Here is a 15,166-nt window from a genome sequence, read left to right as displayed (position 1 = left end):
CAAAGTATATTTTGTTCAGTAGAGTATTGAAATACTCTGCTTCACAGCACAAAAAGAGGATTGACGCAAAAATGTTCACTCACCCCGTAGATTTAACTGCAGTAGAAACCGTAGTCTATCACCTGCCGGATGGTCCTGCCCTTGCCCTTGATGTTGATGGCATGCAGGATTTTCTCGACTTTGAGCTGGACCAGGGTCATTACTGTGACATGTCTGGCATAGACGGAACCCTCCACTTTTTCCCAAGGGGCAATGCCTGATCTGCCCCTTCCAGCTCTTGACTTCACCTCTGACGGGCATGTCCATACTCCGTTCTGCAATCATGCAGAGGGGAGTATGGAAGAGTATGTCCAATCAGCCATCTCTTCCGGTATTACCAGCATCACCTTCCTCGAACATCTCGAAGCAAATATCCACTGGAAAAAGAGAACATGGCTCACCGATGAACTCTTTGACACGTATTTCACTGAAGGTGGCCAGCTGCAAAAACGTTATGCCGGCAGGATTAAGATTGGTCTGGGCGTAGAATGCGGCTGGAATCTGGAGCATCGTCAGCAGTTACGTGAAAGGCTTCTGGCCCGTAACTGGGCAGAGATTGGGATCTCCTGCCATTTTTTAAAAATTCCCGAACACAGCAACCATCTTAACCTCTTCAGCCGCAGTGAAGAAGACCAGCAACTGATCATCAAGCTCGGCACAGAGGAACTCTTCTCCCGTTACCTCAATGCCCTTGAGGAGGCAGTGGAGTACCTTCCCGCGACAAAACTCTGCCATCTCGACGGTGCCATGCGCCATATCAAAGGGTGGAGCCTTACCAGCCGGCATCTGAAACAGATTGATTCATTACTGCGTCTCATGAAAGAAAAAGGAATGAAACTGGAGATCAACACCTCCGGCTTTCCGCTGCGCGGAGAACAGTTTCCTGCCCTCCCCATCCTTCTCAAAGCCAGGACACTCGGACTGGAATTTATTATGGGCTCAGATGCCCACCGCCCCAGAGACGTCGGACAGGAATTTCAGCGAATCCCTGCCCTCTTCAAGTAAACATTTTTTCTTTATCCCTTTATAATGCCATGACCAGTGCTGCACCACGTGTTTTATACCAATCACATTTTTTACTGACCCAAAAACACGACAGGACAAACAGGGGGATACATTAATTTCATTGCAGAAACGTCTGTTGTGAGATGAGCCATCTGTTGTGCTGAAGACGCCCAAATTGGGCGTCTCTACAAAAACCTTTTGCTTTCCTTCTGTACCTCGAATATGGACGAAATACAAGGTTCTTCAAGGTACCCATGAGATGGGTTGCACAAATAGAAGAAGGGGGGAAAACAGAGTACTCTGTTTTCCCCCCTTCTCAGTCTGCAGGCAGACTGTACATCCTTAGATTACTGCTGAGATTCAGGCAACCATTTTTTAGAAAGCTTGCTCATGAATGCATGACCACCGGGAACGAACTGAATATTGTTATATCCAGCATGAGAGAGAACCCGATTAACTTCATAAGCACGACCACCGCTACTGCAGAACAGAAGGATATTTTTGTCTTTCGGCAAAAGATCCAGACTATTCGCCCGCGCAGTTGCATAAGGGAAGTAGATCCATTTGTCTTTACCGTATTTTTCAACAAAAGGCTCAACTTCCACCCATGTCCGAACATCGACAATAACAGTGTCCGGATCTGAGAATCCTGCCTCTGCTACTTTGATGAAGTCCATGGGATCCATCATCTTCACGTAGCCATCCATTTGATTCTCTGCAGTGAAACCCAGATTGTTTATAGCATCAATAGCGGAACTGAATGGAGGCGCATAAGCAGTCTCTGCATTGCAGAGGTCTTCAACCTTTGCACCATCACCAACCCCGCCTTGAGTCATAAAGGCCATGGCAGTATCAAGCCTTACACTCAGAGAGTCGCTTTCACCAGGACCAGTTCCCTGGATACCCAGAACTCTTCTCGTCCTCTTATCGTAAACCAGGCACAGATAAAGAGCACCACTTGTCGGGAAGAAGTGAGCGCGGTCACCAGTTGCAATCCATACACACTCTGGATCGAATCCTGCCATGCGGGCTGCCCGCATGGTCAATCCCGCAGAACCCATTGCGGTGTCATAAGCCTTGACAATAAAACTTCCGACAGCGCCTTTAAACTGAGCAGTTCCACCTGCGATATTGGTACCGGCAACACGACCTTCACGGTTGGCAAGAGACCCGAGAGGTATGGTCATGCGCTCTCCGGAAACCATGTGGACGATCTCTGCACAGTCACCTGCAGCATAGATATCCGGATCAGAAGTCTGCATCCGGCTGTTTACCGAGATACCACCACGCATACCGACATGGAGTCCGGCACCAACTGCCAGTTCGTTTCTTACACGAACACCGGTTGCAGCGATGACGAGGTCACAGGGAAGTTCTCTGTTGTTGGTTTTAACAGCAACTGCTCTGCCATCTTTACAGATGATTTCCTGAGCACCTTCATTGACATAAACATCAACGCCATTCCTGCGCAGACAGTCTGCCATGATGTTTCCACAGGGTTCATCAACTGCACCCGGGAACAGATGCGGAGCAAACTCAATAAGAGTGGTCTCTACTCCCCACAGGTCGCTGAAAGACTCTGCCATTTCAACACCAATGGCACCACCACCAATAACAACGGCGGTTCCAACTTTATTGGCAATCAGCAGGTCTTTGACCTTAATTCCAGAAGACAGGGTGCTGATAGCGATAACATTTTCAGCATCAATACCCGGAATAGGAAGCTTGAAGGGTCTGCTTCCGGTAGCGATCAGCAGCTTGTCGTAAGGAAGATCCGATTCTTCACCGTTCTTGAGGCTTTTAACATGAACAGTCTTGTTTTTTCGATCGATAGAGACAGCACTGGTCTCAGTCATCATCTTGATTCCTTTGGCTTTCTCAAAGAAATCAACATCTCTTACCATGTGAAAGCTGGTGGAACGAAGCTCTTTTTCATCCGCAACATCACCCGCTACAAAATAGGGGATACCGCAACCACCGTAAGAGATAAGAGAATCTTCATCTATCATAGTTATTTCTGCATCGGGCAGGAGACGCATAATGTGACACGCCGCCTTCGGCCCCGCAGCAACTGCACCGATAACAACCACTTTCAAGCCCATAGTGAAACTCCTTCTTTTAGTTAGTTAATAAGTAAGGAATACATTCTTCGTTCACAAAAATGCTGTGCATTTTCTCAATCAGACAGCAAAAAAACACACGATTTCCCACAGTCGAAGTTCCCCGGCACTGGCCGGGGGAAAAAAATCAGCAAAAAAGAGACAGTAACCCCATAGTAGCACTACTAATACCGATAGCAATCACTATAACCTTCATCACGTTTTTTGATTCATTGTTAAAATCTTTTTCGGTCTGAACGACGGGGATTTCCGCGCATTCAGTTAAAACAAAAAAACACTATAGTCTTGAATCTAATAGTAAATTATTATCTACTATAGTAAATTATACGTTTCTATAAATCCTTAAAGATCTTCGATAAAACTGAAGTTTAAAAGATTCTCCACGTATGTACTCGATAGACTCTACCGAGCTGCAATATCCATGGCTGCTGTAGTACAACAGTTTACACGAATTATAGGGATTGCAGGTTCCTCTTGCTTTTAACTCACAGTCAGTTTCTCATTTTGGCAACTGGAAAATTAATTTTCAATTTTACACATATGAACAAAACTATGCAATGGAAGATTCAACTAACTTTCAATTTATCGACAGAGAAATAACAAAGGTTGTCCCCTCCCCCTCTTTACTTTCCACGCGAAATCCAGCGCCATGCTTCTCCAGAATTCCACCGACAATAGCAAGACCAAGACCGGTACCCTTCCTCTTTTTTGTGTAAAAGGGTTGAAAAATTTTATTTCGAACCTCCTCCGACATTCCCTCTCCCGTATCAGCCACCGAAAGTTCCACATTATCCCCTTCCCTCCAGCTGGCAACCATCAGATCTCCTCCGCCGGGCATTGACTGTACAGCATTGACTGTGATATTGAGTACCGCCCGATACATCATATCCATATCAAACCTCAACAAAGGCAGTGCCGGATCAAGGTTGGTAATCAGTGAGATGCCTTGTTTCTTCAATTCCGGCTGGATAAACGCCAGCACCTTGCGCAGGGTGATATTGAGATCCCCGCTTTCAATGCGCATATTTTGAGGCCGGGCAAAGTCAAGAAATTCGAGAACGATATTGTTCAGGCGTTCCGTTTCCTTGACGACAATCGCGGCCAGCTCCTCACTTCCCGGTGCAATTTTTTTCATCCTTTTTTCAAGAATTTCCGCCGTACTGTGGACAATACCAAGGGGACTTTTCAATTCATGGCTGACAATAGCAATCATGGTGCCGAGATGAGCAAGCCGCTCGGCCCTATCCAGTTTTTCCTTGAGTTTCTGGCGTTCCTCAGCACGTTTTTCCAGTTTATCCCCGGCACGGGAGACAATACTGCGCAACACGAGAAAAAGCCCCCCCATGAGAAACAGAGAGACACTGATAATGCGACCCTGGAAACGGATAATATGGGAGTAGCTTGAGGTAAGATCTTTTTGAATCTCAATAACCCCCATGATGTTCTTCCCTTCGATCCCATCGCGAACGAGCTGGTGGAAGGGGATAAATGTGTTGAGTACACAGCTGACCTCTCCAGAGATATGCAGCAGGCTGAGAACAGAACCTCTACAGGTGAGTGTTGAGACTGGTTTCCCGGAGAGCGCAGAGTAATACTCTTCACCGCCCGCATCCTTTTTCCCCACCCTCGACTTTTCCGTGGAATAGGAGATGATATTCATACCAGAGTCATAAATACTGACGGATTCAATTTTCAAGCCCTGAATGGTACTGTGAATAACAGAATCGAGCATTTCTGCCTGTTCCGGATTGCGCAGAGAAATGTCGCCAAAGCGAATGAGAGCGGGAAGCACAAAGCGACGAAAAACCTGCTGATTGATATTTTCAGCGAGCAGGCGGGAGTTTTCCTCATTCTGCTGCAGCATCACGGTGCGGGCATTGTCTGAGATAAACCAGGAGAGAAGAACGGCACACGCAAGAATAACGCCCAGACTGGTAAAGGAAAAATATTTGACCAGTTTAAAAGAGCCAATCTCAGATTCGTCGATCTCTTTTTCCGGAGAAGAAACCGGAAGTTGAGAAGTTGGAGCCTTCTCTCTCATAGAACACCTTTTAGAAAACAGAGAAGGTCCGCAATTCAAAAAAATTGCGGACCTTCAGGGGATACGTCCAGAGGAAGAGCCTCACGCATCAGGGAACATCGAACAACCGATCTTTCACCCATCTTTTTCGTTACAGTCAAAAAATTATCCTCCGACAAAGCGAGGAACGAGACGTTGAGTTCAATTACATGCCTGCGATAAATTTTCTGCTGTGCCTCGAATATGAATGACTGCAGGTTGTTTCAAGGTACCCTTCAGTTTGCTCTGCGCCGGAGAAAAGGCGGGGTTTCAAGTTCTTCACTGTTGTTCCAGTTGTCATCTCTGGCAGATTTGGAAGGAGGATTCGAGGACCCGAGAGTTTTTTTCCTTCCTGCTCCGCCCACAGCGAAAAGTCCCTTCCGGTTGCGCGGATTGGCAGGTGCCATGGTCGGTTTTGCCGGAACCGGATGTTCCACCTGGTTAACACCACTGACATTAGGCCGGGCCTGTGTAGTAATCGTCACAGACTCCATCGGCTCCATCCTGTCACCGATACCGGTAGCGACAACAGTCACCCGCATGACATCTCCAAGAGAGTCATCGTACAGCGCACCGGTAATAATGGTGGCATCCTCATCAACCTTGGCCGCCACCAGGGAAGCGGCGAGGTTCAACTCAAGCATGCCGAAGGTTTCTTTCGCTGCAGAAACGTTGATCAGGACGCCCTTGGCACCGTCAATACCAGCATCTTCAAGAAGTTGATTATCGATGGCCATACTTGCCGCCTTGACAGCCCGATCTTCACCACTTGCCTCACCGGTACCCATAACAGCAGGACCTTTCTCCCGCATGACAGTGCGCAGGTCGGCAAAGTCGGCATTTATAAGTCCGGGAGAGTTGATAAGGTCACTAATCCCTTTCACTGCCTGATAGAGGACATGGTCCGCCTTGGCCAGCATGTCACCGAGTTTGGCATTGGATTCCATATCGGCAAGCAGACGATCGTTCGGTACCGTAATGATGGTGTCGGCATTCTCCTTCAGTTCCGCCCAGCCCTTTTCGGCATTTCTCATCCGTTTTTGACCTTCAAAACCGAAGGGTTTGGTGACAACAGCCACCGTCAATGCACCAAGTTCTTTACTTATTCTTGCGACAACAGGGGCTGCTCCCGTTCCTGTTCCACCACCGAGTCCTGTAGTGATAAACACCATCTCACTGCCTTCCAGAACCGCTCTGATATCATCCTCGGACTCCAAAGCAGCATTGCGCCCCTTTTCCGGATCCGCGCCAGCACCAAGACCTCTCGTCTCTTTTCCGCCTATGGCCAGCAGGATATCAGCACAAGAGCGATCCAGCGCCTGCTTGTCAGTATTTGCCGCAATGAATGTGACACCTGCAATCTTGTCCCTGACCATTGTATTGATGGCATTTCCACCACCGCCACCAACACCTATAACCTTCACAGTAGCCACAGCCACCTCTTTAGGTTCAACCGCCCGAAAAGCGTTTCCACCCGAATCTTCACTCTTCGACTGTGTCGCTGGCGCTATATTTTTGATCTGAATATTTGAAAATGACATCTGCTTCCCCCCTGGTATTATTCCCCGCACGCCACCCCCATGACAGAGGCGAAGAATGCTTTATCGGACATTTCTTATTATCTTTTTTCTAATTATATCATTTTCTAATTATATCATTTAAGGACAGTTGCTGAAAGGAATAAACGCTATAAAAGAAGACTGCGGAACCACTCTTTAATTCGTTTGAACAGACCTCCTTCCGGCCGTGCCACCTCATTCCGTCTTTTTTTTGCATAAATCAGCAGTCCTGCTGCCGTGGTACATCGCGGATCGTTGAGCATTTCGCTCCTTCCCTTCAGGCCGGCAGGCAGGCCGATACGCACCGGCAGAGAGTATATCTGCTCTGCCAGCCTGTCAATATTATGCAACAAAGCTGTACCTCCCGTCAGAATAATACCGCCGTTGATTTTCTGCTGGTAACCTGAGTCCTCAATCTCATTTTTCATAATATCAAGGATCTCCTTGGCTCTTGCCTCAAGAATTTCTACCAGCATTTTCTGCGTAACCTGTTTCGGGTCCTGCTCACCAACCATTGGCACCGGGACAACGTGGGAAGGTTTCACCACTGAGGAAATGGCACCGCCATACAATTCTTTAAGGTTCTCCGCATCCTGAACAGGTGTGTGCAGACAAACCGCTATGTCGTTGGTCAGATTGCAGCCCCCCAGACTCACCTGAGCGGTGTGGCGAATACTGCCACCTTTAAGCACGGCGAGATCGGTGGTACCTCCACCGATATCAATCAGTGCAACCCCCATTTCCATCTCATCACTGCTCACCACCGCACTTGAGGAGGCAATGGACTCCAGCACCAGTTCCGCAACTTCCAGTCCTGCCTGTCGACAACAGGCAACAAGATTGTGTACAGCCGCGACATCCGCCGTAACAATATGAACATTAGTAGCGAGGCGCACCCCGGTCATTCCCACGGGATTCTGAATTCCCACCTGCTCATCCACCATGAACTCCTGGGGAAGAACGTGGATAATCTGTTGATTCTCCGGAATCTTCACCATTTTGGCAGCATCAATAACCGCAGTCATGTCTGAAGGACGAATCTCGCGGTTAACCCCGATTATTCCCGGACTGTTGAAGCCGCGGATGTGGTTGCCGGCGATACCGACATACACCTCAATTCCGTTCAGTTCATACCCGGAATCTTCTTCCGCAATACGAACCGCCTCGCGGATAGAATCGACAGTCGATTCAATATTGACGACAATACCCTTGCGCAAACCGTGAGAGGGTGCAATCCCCACCCCAAGAATTTCAATTTCCTCACCACGAAACTCTCCAACAACGCAGCAGATTTTAGTGCTGCCGATATCAAGGCCGACCACCAGTTCTCCATATTCCTCCTGAACCTCCTCCTGAACCTCCTCTTCGAAGATTTCCACCTCAGCCTGAATACTCTTCACGTTATCATCTTTTTCAGGTTGATTCCCTTTGCCCTGGTTGTCGGGCGAGTCGCCGTTAATACTGATTTCGAGATCGTTAGACATTATCTTCCAGCCTGTTTTGAATCGAGTGTTGCCACAAGAATTTTATCTTCCAGATATTCCATTTGGATATATTCTATTTCTTCTATCTGCTTCTGTCCATTATCCAACTCATACAGAGGCTTGAGTACCTTGATCAGGCGGGCGTACTTGCGGTTTACGTCGCCGTGACCAAAATAAATGGGAAACGGATATTCTACAAGGTAGAGTATAATTCCGCCATCTCCGGTGAGGTGAATTTCAGAGAGAGAATAGGCTGGCAGGTGCGGATTATTCTGCCCCAGCTTTTTGAGGAAAGCCATTACATCCTGCCAGCTTTTCTGGCGGACGTTCTCATCATGCACAAAATTCAACCCGGTAATCACAGGATAATCAATCCTGCCGCCCACAGCCACCGGCTGGAAATCATTTCCGTAACGATTTATATAAAACAGCTCTCTTTCTCCACCATTCTCTTTAAGAAGCAGAGCCACAGCCTTCTCCTCCTGCAATTTCACCGACAACGTAGATGGATAGTCCCGCCAGACCTCCGCCTGACACACCCAGGGCAGTGCCTCAAGTCTCGTTTCGAGCTGATCTGTATCGACATCAAACATGCCGGTTCTGTGACGAATCACCTGCAGTGCTTCCAGAACCTTGATGCGCGGCACAATATATGCCCCTTTTATATCCACATCCTCAATCACCAGCAGTCGGGACATTACCTCCCGTCCCTTGTCATAAAGCGCCGCCCCCCCCCAGTACCCCAGGGTGAGAGCACACACACCAACCAGCGCCATTCCTGCAAGGCGCAGACGATAATTCGAATGCCGGGAAACGGGTATCCGCCCGGAACTGAAACCGCGATTGATCGATTTCATACTTCGTTGACGCCCGGAAAAAACACTCATCATAAGATCACAGGTTTTTTGTCCCCGACTTTGTCGGGTAACACCTGTCTGCCTGGAGGCCACCGGTCGACGAACTTTCACACTCCGGGAACTCAGCAATCCTTTTCGCTTCCCGCGGTGCAGAATTGATTTCAGCAGTAATGTTTTTTTTCGGCGGATCATAGTTCGCCCTCTCCTCCAAGTATACGCACTTCCGGCTCAAGTTGAATTCCCAGTTCAGCAAAGACCTTTTCCTGTACAGTTTTCATCAGTTTGATCATATCGGCAGCACTTGCCATACCAACATTGACCAGAAAATTGGCATGTTCCTTTGCCACCATCGCATCTCCGATACGCAGGCCTTTGAGACCACAGGAATCAATCAGCCGCCCCGCACTCTTCTGCGGCGGATTCTTAAAGAAAGAGCCGGCACTGGGATCAGAAACTTTTTGTGTTCCCCTGCGCAGGGCGACTAACTCCCGGCACCGCTCCCGCACCGCCTCCGGATCATCTGCAGTCAATTCCATCCCTACCCCGACAACTACCGCTTCATTGGCGAGATCTGCATACCAGGGCCATGTCCGGTAGTCAAAATTGAGCTGACTGCCCTCTGCAAAAAAACGCCCTTTGCGAGAGATCAACTCCACCCGGCTTACAACCTGGGCCATCTCTCCGCCGAAGGCACTGGCATTCATCACCACAGCTCCGCCCAGGCTTCCAGGAATGCCTGAGACAAACTCCACACCGGAAGCTCCGTTCTGGAGGCAAAAGGAAGAGAGTCTCGCCAAAGAAATTCCGGCTCCTGCGGAAAGGAGTTTTTTATTTTCCCCGAGGTCTGCTGGATTTGCCAGGAAAGAAGCCTTTTCAAAAAACTTGCCAGACGAAAATATAATTCCGGGAAATCCCTCGTCGACCACCAGCAGATTGGACCCTCTGCCGATCCAGCACCACGGCAGATTCTCCTCCGCACAGAAGTTAAGCAGCCAGATAACATCATCACGATCTTCCACCGTGGCAATCGCTGCAGCAGGGCCACCGATACGAAAGCTGGTCCAATCCCGCAGAGGGATATCATAATACACCTCAGCCTTGAGTCCCTGCTGCAGGCGTTCTTTCATGGCATCATCAAATCTCATTCTTCCCCCTTCAGAATTTCCAGCAGCTGCTCCCCTGCGCGAAAAATATTTCCAGCACCGAGAGTAAGGACCAGATCCCCCGCTCTCAGTTCGGGACGCAGGCGCCCGGCAAGGGTATCAACTCCACCTAAATACACTGCATTCCGCTGACCGTGGCTCCGCAGTGCATCAACAAAAGCTTCACTGGTTACGCCCTCAATCGGCTTCTCTGAAGCGGCGTAGATATCAGTGAGGATCAGCAGCTCGGCAAGGTGGAAACAGACCTGAAACTCCTTCATCAGCGCCTTTGTCCGACTGTAGCGATGAGGCTGAAAGAGTACCACCAGCCGTTTCTCCGGCCATGCCTTGTGAATAGCTGTGAGGGTGGCAAGAATCTCCGTGGGATGATGTCCGTAATCGTCCACCACGGTAATTCCGGCAACCACACCCTTTTTCTGCATGCGCCGCTGAACTCCGCTGTAGCTGTTAAGCCCCTGGCGGATACGTTCGAAATCAATCTCCAGTTCAAGACCTGTCCCCACGGCGGCCAGGGCGTTGTAGACGTTGTGAATACCTGGAGGTGCAATGCTGATCTCTCCCAGTTCTCCTGCCGCAGTCTTGACGTTGAAATTCACCCGTCCGTTCTGCCACTCCTGGCGGTCACTGTAGATGTCTGCCTGAGGTGTAAGGCCGTAGGTTGTCACCCGCTTGCGGATCTTTGGCAGAATGTCGGCAATATTCTTATTATCAAGGCAGACAATTGCTGTACCATAAAACGGTACTTTATTGATAAACCGCAGGAAAGTCTCCTTGATATGATTAAGGTCCCGGTAATAATCAAGGTGTTCGAGGTCAATGTTGGTCACCACTTCTATCACCGGTGACAACTTGAGAAAGGAACCATCGCTCTCATCCGCCTCCGCGACGAGAAATTCACCGGCACCGAGCTTTGCATTGCCACCGAGAGCATCAACCTTCCCGCCAATGACGATGGTGGGATCAAGCCCCGCATGAGCAAGCATCCAGCTGGTCATCGAGGTGGTTGATGTCTTGCCGTGACTGCCGGCAATGGCAATGCCATACTTTTTCATTCGCATCAACTCAGCGAGCATCTCCGCCCGCTGAATCACCGGCACATTCTCTGCCCGGGCCTGCAACACCTCCGGATTATCCGGAGGAATAGCGGAGGAGGTAACAACTACTGCGGCCCCTTCCATTGCCTCTGCTGCATGCCCCTGTGTTATTTTCGCGCCAAGGCTGGCGAGACGACTGGTAATCTGCGAACTGGCGAGGTCACTGCCGGAAACCGTATATCCGAGATTCAGCAGCAGCTCAGCGATACCGCTCATGCCGATGCCGCCGATACCGACGAAATGTACGTGGAGAGTCTTTTGATACACTATTGTTGCCCTCCGACAAGAGTAAGACATTCTTTGACGATCCGATCCGCCGCATCCGGAACAGCGAGTTTTTTCATCATCGCTCCCATCTCTTCAAGTCTGTCACCGGCAAACAGCGTCTGCACGGCTGAGCCGAGGATTTCCGCGTTCAGTCCCGCCTCTTCAAAAACCATAGCCCCGCCTCCCGCCACATAGTGCTCAGCATTTTTCAACTGGTGATTGTCGGCTGCGGTGGGGTAGGGAATCAATATTGCGGGCATGCCAATTACCGCCAGTTCAGCCAGGGTTGTCGCCCCCGCCCGCGAAATAACCAGAGAAGCCTGACGATACACCTCCGCCATATCACGAAAAAATGGTTCCACCGTTGCATCGATTTCCGCAGCCTGCCAGGAAGCACGCACCTCCTGCGCATCTTTCTTCCCGGTCTGGTGGATCACCTTGAAGTCAACTTTTCCCTTCAGGGCTCTGAGAGCCTCGGGCACCAGAACATTGAGCCGGTGAGCCCCCTGACTGCCACCCAGCACAAGAATTATTTTTTCATCGGCCGTTCGCCTTTCAGCAGCAAGGTTAAGGATATTCTCCCGCACCGGATTCCCGGTAAACACCGTCTTCTTCGCGTTGAAATATCCCGCCGCGACAGAGAGTGACAGGCAGATCCGGTCAGCGATATGACTCAGGTAGCGATTGGCCATCCCGGGAACCGAATTCTGTTCGTGCAGGACAATCGGAATTCCCAGACGCTTTGCGGCAGCAACTACCGGCCCGGTAACATAACCACCAACCGCAAACACGACATCGGGACGAAATTCACGGAGAATCTTCAGCGCCTCCAAATATCCCTGCGGCAGGCTTACGAGAGCCTTCAAAAGCTGCAGAGGACTTTTCCCTTTGATACCAAAACTGGTAATCGCCCGGCTCTCAAAACCCGAGGAGCGAAGGCTCTCGGTATCCATCCGCCGCTTTGTGCCGATGAACATCGTTTTTGTATCAGGATACTGCCGTTGAAATTCCCGGGCCGTGGCAATCGCGGGGAAAAGATGCCCGCCCGTACCACCTCCGGTAAGCAAAAGACGTATCGCCATTACTCTGCCTCCAGTGCATGTACAGCGGCACGAAAGACCTCACCACGATGGCCGTAACTCCTGAACATGTCAAAACTGGAACAGGCTGGAGAGAGTAAAACCGTTTCCCCGGCAGTCGCCAGTTCACGTCCGAGCGACACTGCCTCTTCAAGGCTTGCCGCCCGATGTATCTCAGTACACGATATAATGGCCTGTTCGATGTCATCGGCCGACTCCCCAATAAGAATGGCAGCCTTTACCCGCTGTTTCACCAGCTCGCAGAGTTGATGATAATCCTCACCCTTATCCCGCCCCCCCGCAATGAGGATAACAGGATGGTCAAACTGTCTCAATGCCCCGATAACCGCACCGGTATTGGTGGCCTTTGAATCATTCACCCAGGCGATACTGTCCACCTCGGCTACCAGCTCCATACGGTGTGGCGGACGTTTAAACTCTGCAAAATATTTTTCCAGAATTTTTATATCAACGCCAGCGACACGCAGTGCCAGTGCTGCTGCAGCAAAATTTTCAGAAGCAAAGCCAGCGCTGCCAGCAGGCAGTCGCAAAACTTTTCGTTCTCCTTCTTCCACCAGCAGAAGCTGGCCATCTTCCACAATGGCCTGATTTTTCGGGCCGTACCCGAAGGAACGAAACGCAGCACGAAAGTCCATCGGCAGGTCCTGACAGCTGGCATCGTCTCCGTTTATGACTGCCACCTGCTCTGCGCTCTGGGCCCGGAAAATATTGAGTTTGGCGGCGATATAGCCCTGCAATCCATGATGACGGTCAAGATGATCCGGAGTTATATTGAGCAGAACCGCCACGTCCGGAGCAAAATCTCCAGCGACCTCCAGCTGAAAACTCGACACCTCGACCACAGCATATTCACAGGGTTCTCCTTTCCCCGCGCAGTAGTCATAGAGTGAGACACCGATATTGCCACCGACGAATACAGAGTGGCCAGCCTTTTTCAGAACCTCACCGATAAGACTGGTCACCGTGGTCTTGCCGTTACTGCCTGTTACCGCAACCACCTTCACACCGCCCAAAACCGGCGCGAGCACGGCGAGTTCTCCCATCACCTTTACGCCCCGTTTCCGCAGCAGAAGCACCAGCGGGTTATCCGGTGCAATCCCCGGGCTGAGGAGCACTATCCCGCCACGCAGGATAAAGTTGAGACTGTGTCCACACTCCCACTCTACACCTTTCTCTTTGAGCATGGCGGCAGTTTTCGCAAAGGAAGCCTCGTCACGGGAATCCGAAACCAGCACCTTTGCTCCACAGCTCAGGACATAATCCACTGCGGCACTGCCGGTAACCCCGCATCCCATGATCACAACTGTGGTTCCCGGAGGAATATATGGATTGTTATTTTTCATCGCAGTTTCAGTGTTGCCATTGCAACCAGACCGAGGATAATGGCTACGATCCAGAAACGAATGACCACCTTGGTCTCATGCCATCCCTTTTTCTCAAAATGATGATGGAAAGGTGCCATTAAAAATATTCGTTTGCCACCGGTCATCTTGAAATAACCGACCTGCATCATGACTGACAGCGCCTCCATGACAAAAATACCACCGACAATTACGAGGAGAAACTCCTGCTTGATTATGATTGCCACCGTGCCAAAAGCTCCGCCGAGGGCCAGGCTGCCCACATCACCCATGAACAGCTGAGCGGGAAAGGCATTGAACCAGAGGAAACCAAGGCAGGCACCAAAAATCGCCCCGCAGAAGACAGCCAGTTCTCCACTCCCCGCCACATACGGCAGGTGCAGATATTCCGCCAGCACAATATTCCCGGCGAGATAAGAAAAGATAAGATAGACACCCGCTGTAACAATGGAAGGTCCGGCGGCGAGGCCGTCGAGACCGTCAGTGAGGTTAACCGCATTGGAAGCGCCAACAATCACCAGTGCCGCAAATACAACATAAAACACACCGAGATCCGGATGAAGATTCTTCAGAAAAGGCAGACTCAGATGTCCGTCAAACCCCGGATGGATAAGAATGAAAAGGCCGACAACCGCCGCTCCGGCAATCTGCAGAAGCATCTTTCCGCGTGCGCTCAGTCCTGTGGAATTTCCCTTTGTAATCTTTTTAATATCATCCAGACTGCCAATCCCGCCATAAAAGAGGGTGACAAAAAGTACCAGCCAGACGAGGGAGTTGTTCAGCCGTGCCCAGAGCAGTGTAGTTACGGTGATTGAGGAGAGAATCAACAGTCCACCCATGGTCGGCACTCCCTTCTTGGCAAGGTGAGTCGCCGGTCCGTCATCGCGCACGACCTGACCAATCTGACAAGATTTCATCAACCGGATGAACCAGGGACCAAGCAGCAGCAGAATGAGGAAAGCGGTCATTGCCGCGCCCATTGAGCGGAAGGTAATGTAGCGAAAGACATTGAAACCACTGAAATCGGTGTGGAGGGGATAGAGAAGATGATAAAACAT

At 50.2% G+C, this 15,166-nt stretch carries 12 protein-coding genes; 2 read left to right on the top strand and 10 right to left on the bottom strand.

The annotated features are described in order from the left end of the window. Positions 1-71 precede the first annotated feature (71 nt). Together JWG39_RS01790 and JWG39_RS01785 are read left to right on the top strand one after the other, a co-directional pair. Positions 72-260: a hypothetical protein gene (locus JWG39_RS01790; RefSeq protein ID WP_205217640.1), complete on the top strand. Its 189-nt coding sequence runs from the start codon at positions 72-74 to the stop codon at positions 258-260. Further along, positions 253-1,044 carry a histidinol-phosphatase gene (locus JWG39_RS01785; RefSeq protein WP_205217639.1) on the top strand — a complete coding sequence of 264 codons (792 nt, stop codon included), beginning with the start codon at positions 253-255 and terminating at the stop codon, positions 1,042-1,044. Before JWG39_RS01790 ends, JWG39_RS01785 begins: the two co-directional genes overlap by 8 nt. A 347-nt stretch (positions 1,045-1,391) precedes the next feature. Here the strand turns inward: JWG39_RS01785 and JWG39_RS01780 are convergent, their stop codons facing one another. From JWG39_RS01780 to mraY, 10 genes are all read right to left on the bottom strand, one after another. Further along, the gene (locus tag JWG39_RS01780; protein ID WP_205217638.1) at positions 1,392-3,146 is read right to left on the bottom strand and encodes an FAD-dependent oxidoreductase; all 1,755 of its coding nucleotides are present in this window, start codon (positions 3,144-3,146) and stop codon (positions 1,392-1,394) included. Between the two features lie 595 nt (positions 3,147-3,741). Further along, on the bottom strand, positions 3,742-5,205 hold the full coding sequence (locus JWG39_RS01775) for a sensor histidine kinase (protein WP_205217637.1): 1,464 nt from the start codon (positions 5,203-5,205) through the stop codon (positions 3,742-3,744). 254 nt (positions 5,206-5,459) lie between these two features. Further along, complete coding sequence (gene ftsZ / locus JWG39_RS01770; RefSeq protein ID WP_205217636.1) at positions 5,460-6,764, bottom strand: cell division protein FtsZ; 1,305 nt, start codon at positions 6,762-6,764, stop codon at positions 5,460-5,462. Between the two features lie 146 nt (positions 6,765-6,910). Then, a complete protein-coding gene (gene ftsA, locus JWG39_RS01765; RefSeq protein ID WP_205217635.1) occupies positions 6,911-8,266 on the bottom strand; it encodes a cell division protein FtsA in 1,356 nt (451 codons plus the stop codon). Continuing rightward, a complete protein-coding gene (locus JWG39_RS01760) occupies positions 8,266-9,315 on the bottom strand; it encodes a cell division protein FtsQ/DivIB (protein ID WP_205217634.1) in 1,050 nt (349 codons plus the stop codon). The genes ftsA and JWG39_RS01760 overlap by 1 nt, the downstream gene beginning before the upstream one ends. Beyond that, positions 9,312-10,268, bottom strand: coding sequence for a UDP-N-acetylmuramate dehydrogenase (gene murB, locus JWG39_RS01755; RefSeq protein ID WP_205217633.1), 957 nt, complete (start codon positions 10,266-10,268; stop codon positions 9,312-9,314). The genes JWG39_RS01760 and murB overlap by 4 nt, the downstream gene beginning before the upstream one ends. Then, positions 10,265-11,647, bottom strand: coding sequence for a UDP-N-acetylmuramate--L-alanine ligase (gene murC, locus JWG39_RS01750; RefSeq protein WP_205217632.1), 1,383 nt, complete (start codon positions 11,645-11,647; stop codon positions 10,265-10,267). Before murC ends, murB begins: the two co-directional genes overlap by 4 nt. Then, entirely contained in the window at positions 11,647-12,729 is a 1,083-nt protein-coding gene (murG, locus tag JWG39_RS01745; protein WP_205217631.1) for an undecaprenyldiphospho-muramoylpentapeptide beta-N-acetylglucosaminyltransferase, read from the bottom strand. Before murG ends, murC begins: the two co-directional genes overlap by 1 nt. Next, positions 12,729-14,090 carry a UDP-N-acetylmuramoyl-L-alanine--D-glutamate ligase gene (gene murD, locus JWG39_RS01740; RefSeq protein WP_205217630.1) on the bottom strand — a complete coding sequence of 454 codons (1,362 nt, stop codon included), beginning with the start codon at positions 14,088-14,090 and terminating at the stop codon, positions 12,729-12,731. Before murD ends, murG begins: the two co-directional genes overlap by 1 nt. Then, on the bottom strand, positions 14,087-15,166 hold the full coding sequence (mraY, locus tag JWG39_RS01735; protein WP_205217629.1) for a phospho-N-acetylmuramoyl-pentapeptide-transferase: 1,080 nt from the start codon (positions 15,164-15,166) through the stop codon (positions 14,087-14,089). Before mraY ends, murD begins: the two co-directional genes overlap by 4 nt.

The sequence above is a fragment of the Desulforhopalus vacuolatus genome (assembly GCF_016918505.1).
Classification (GTDB): domain Bacteria; phylum Desulfobacterota; class Desulfobulbia; order Desulfobulbales; family Desulfocapsaceae; genus Desulforhopalus; species Desulforhopalus vacuolatus.
The sequence above is the reverse complement of the archived record's forward strand: the minus strand, read 5'-3'. Positions and strand labels throughout refer to the sequence as shown.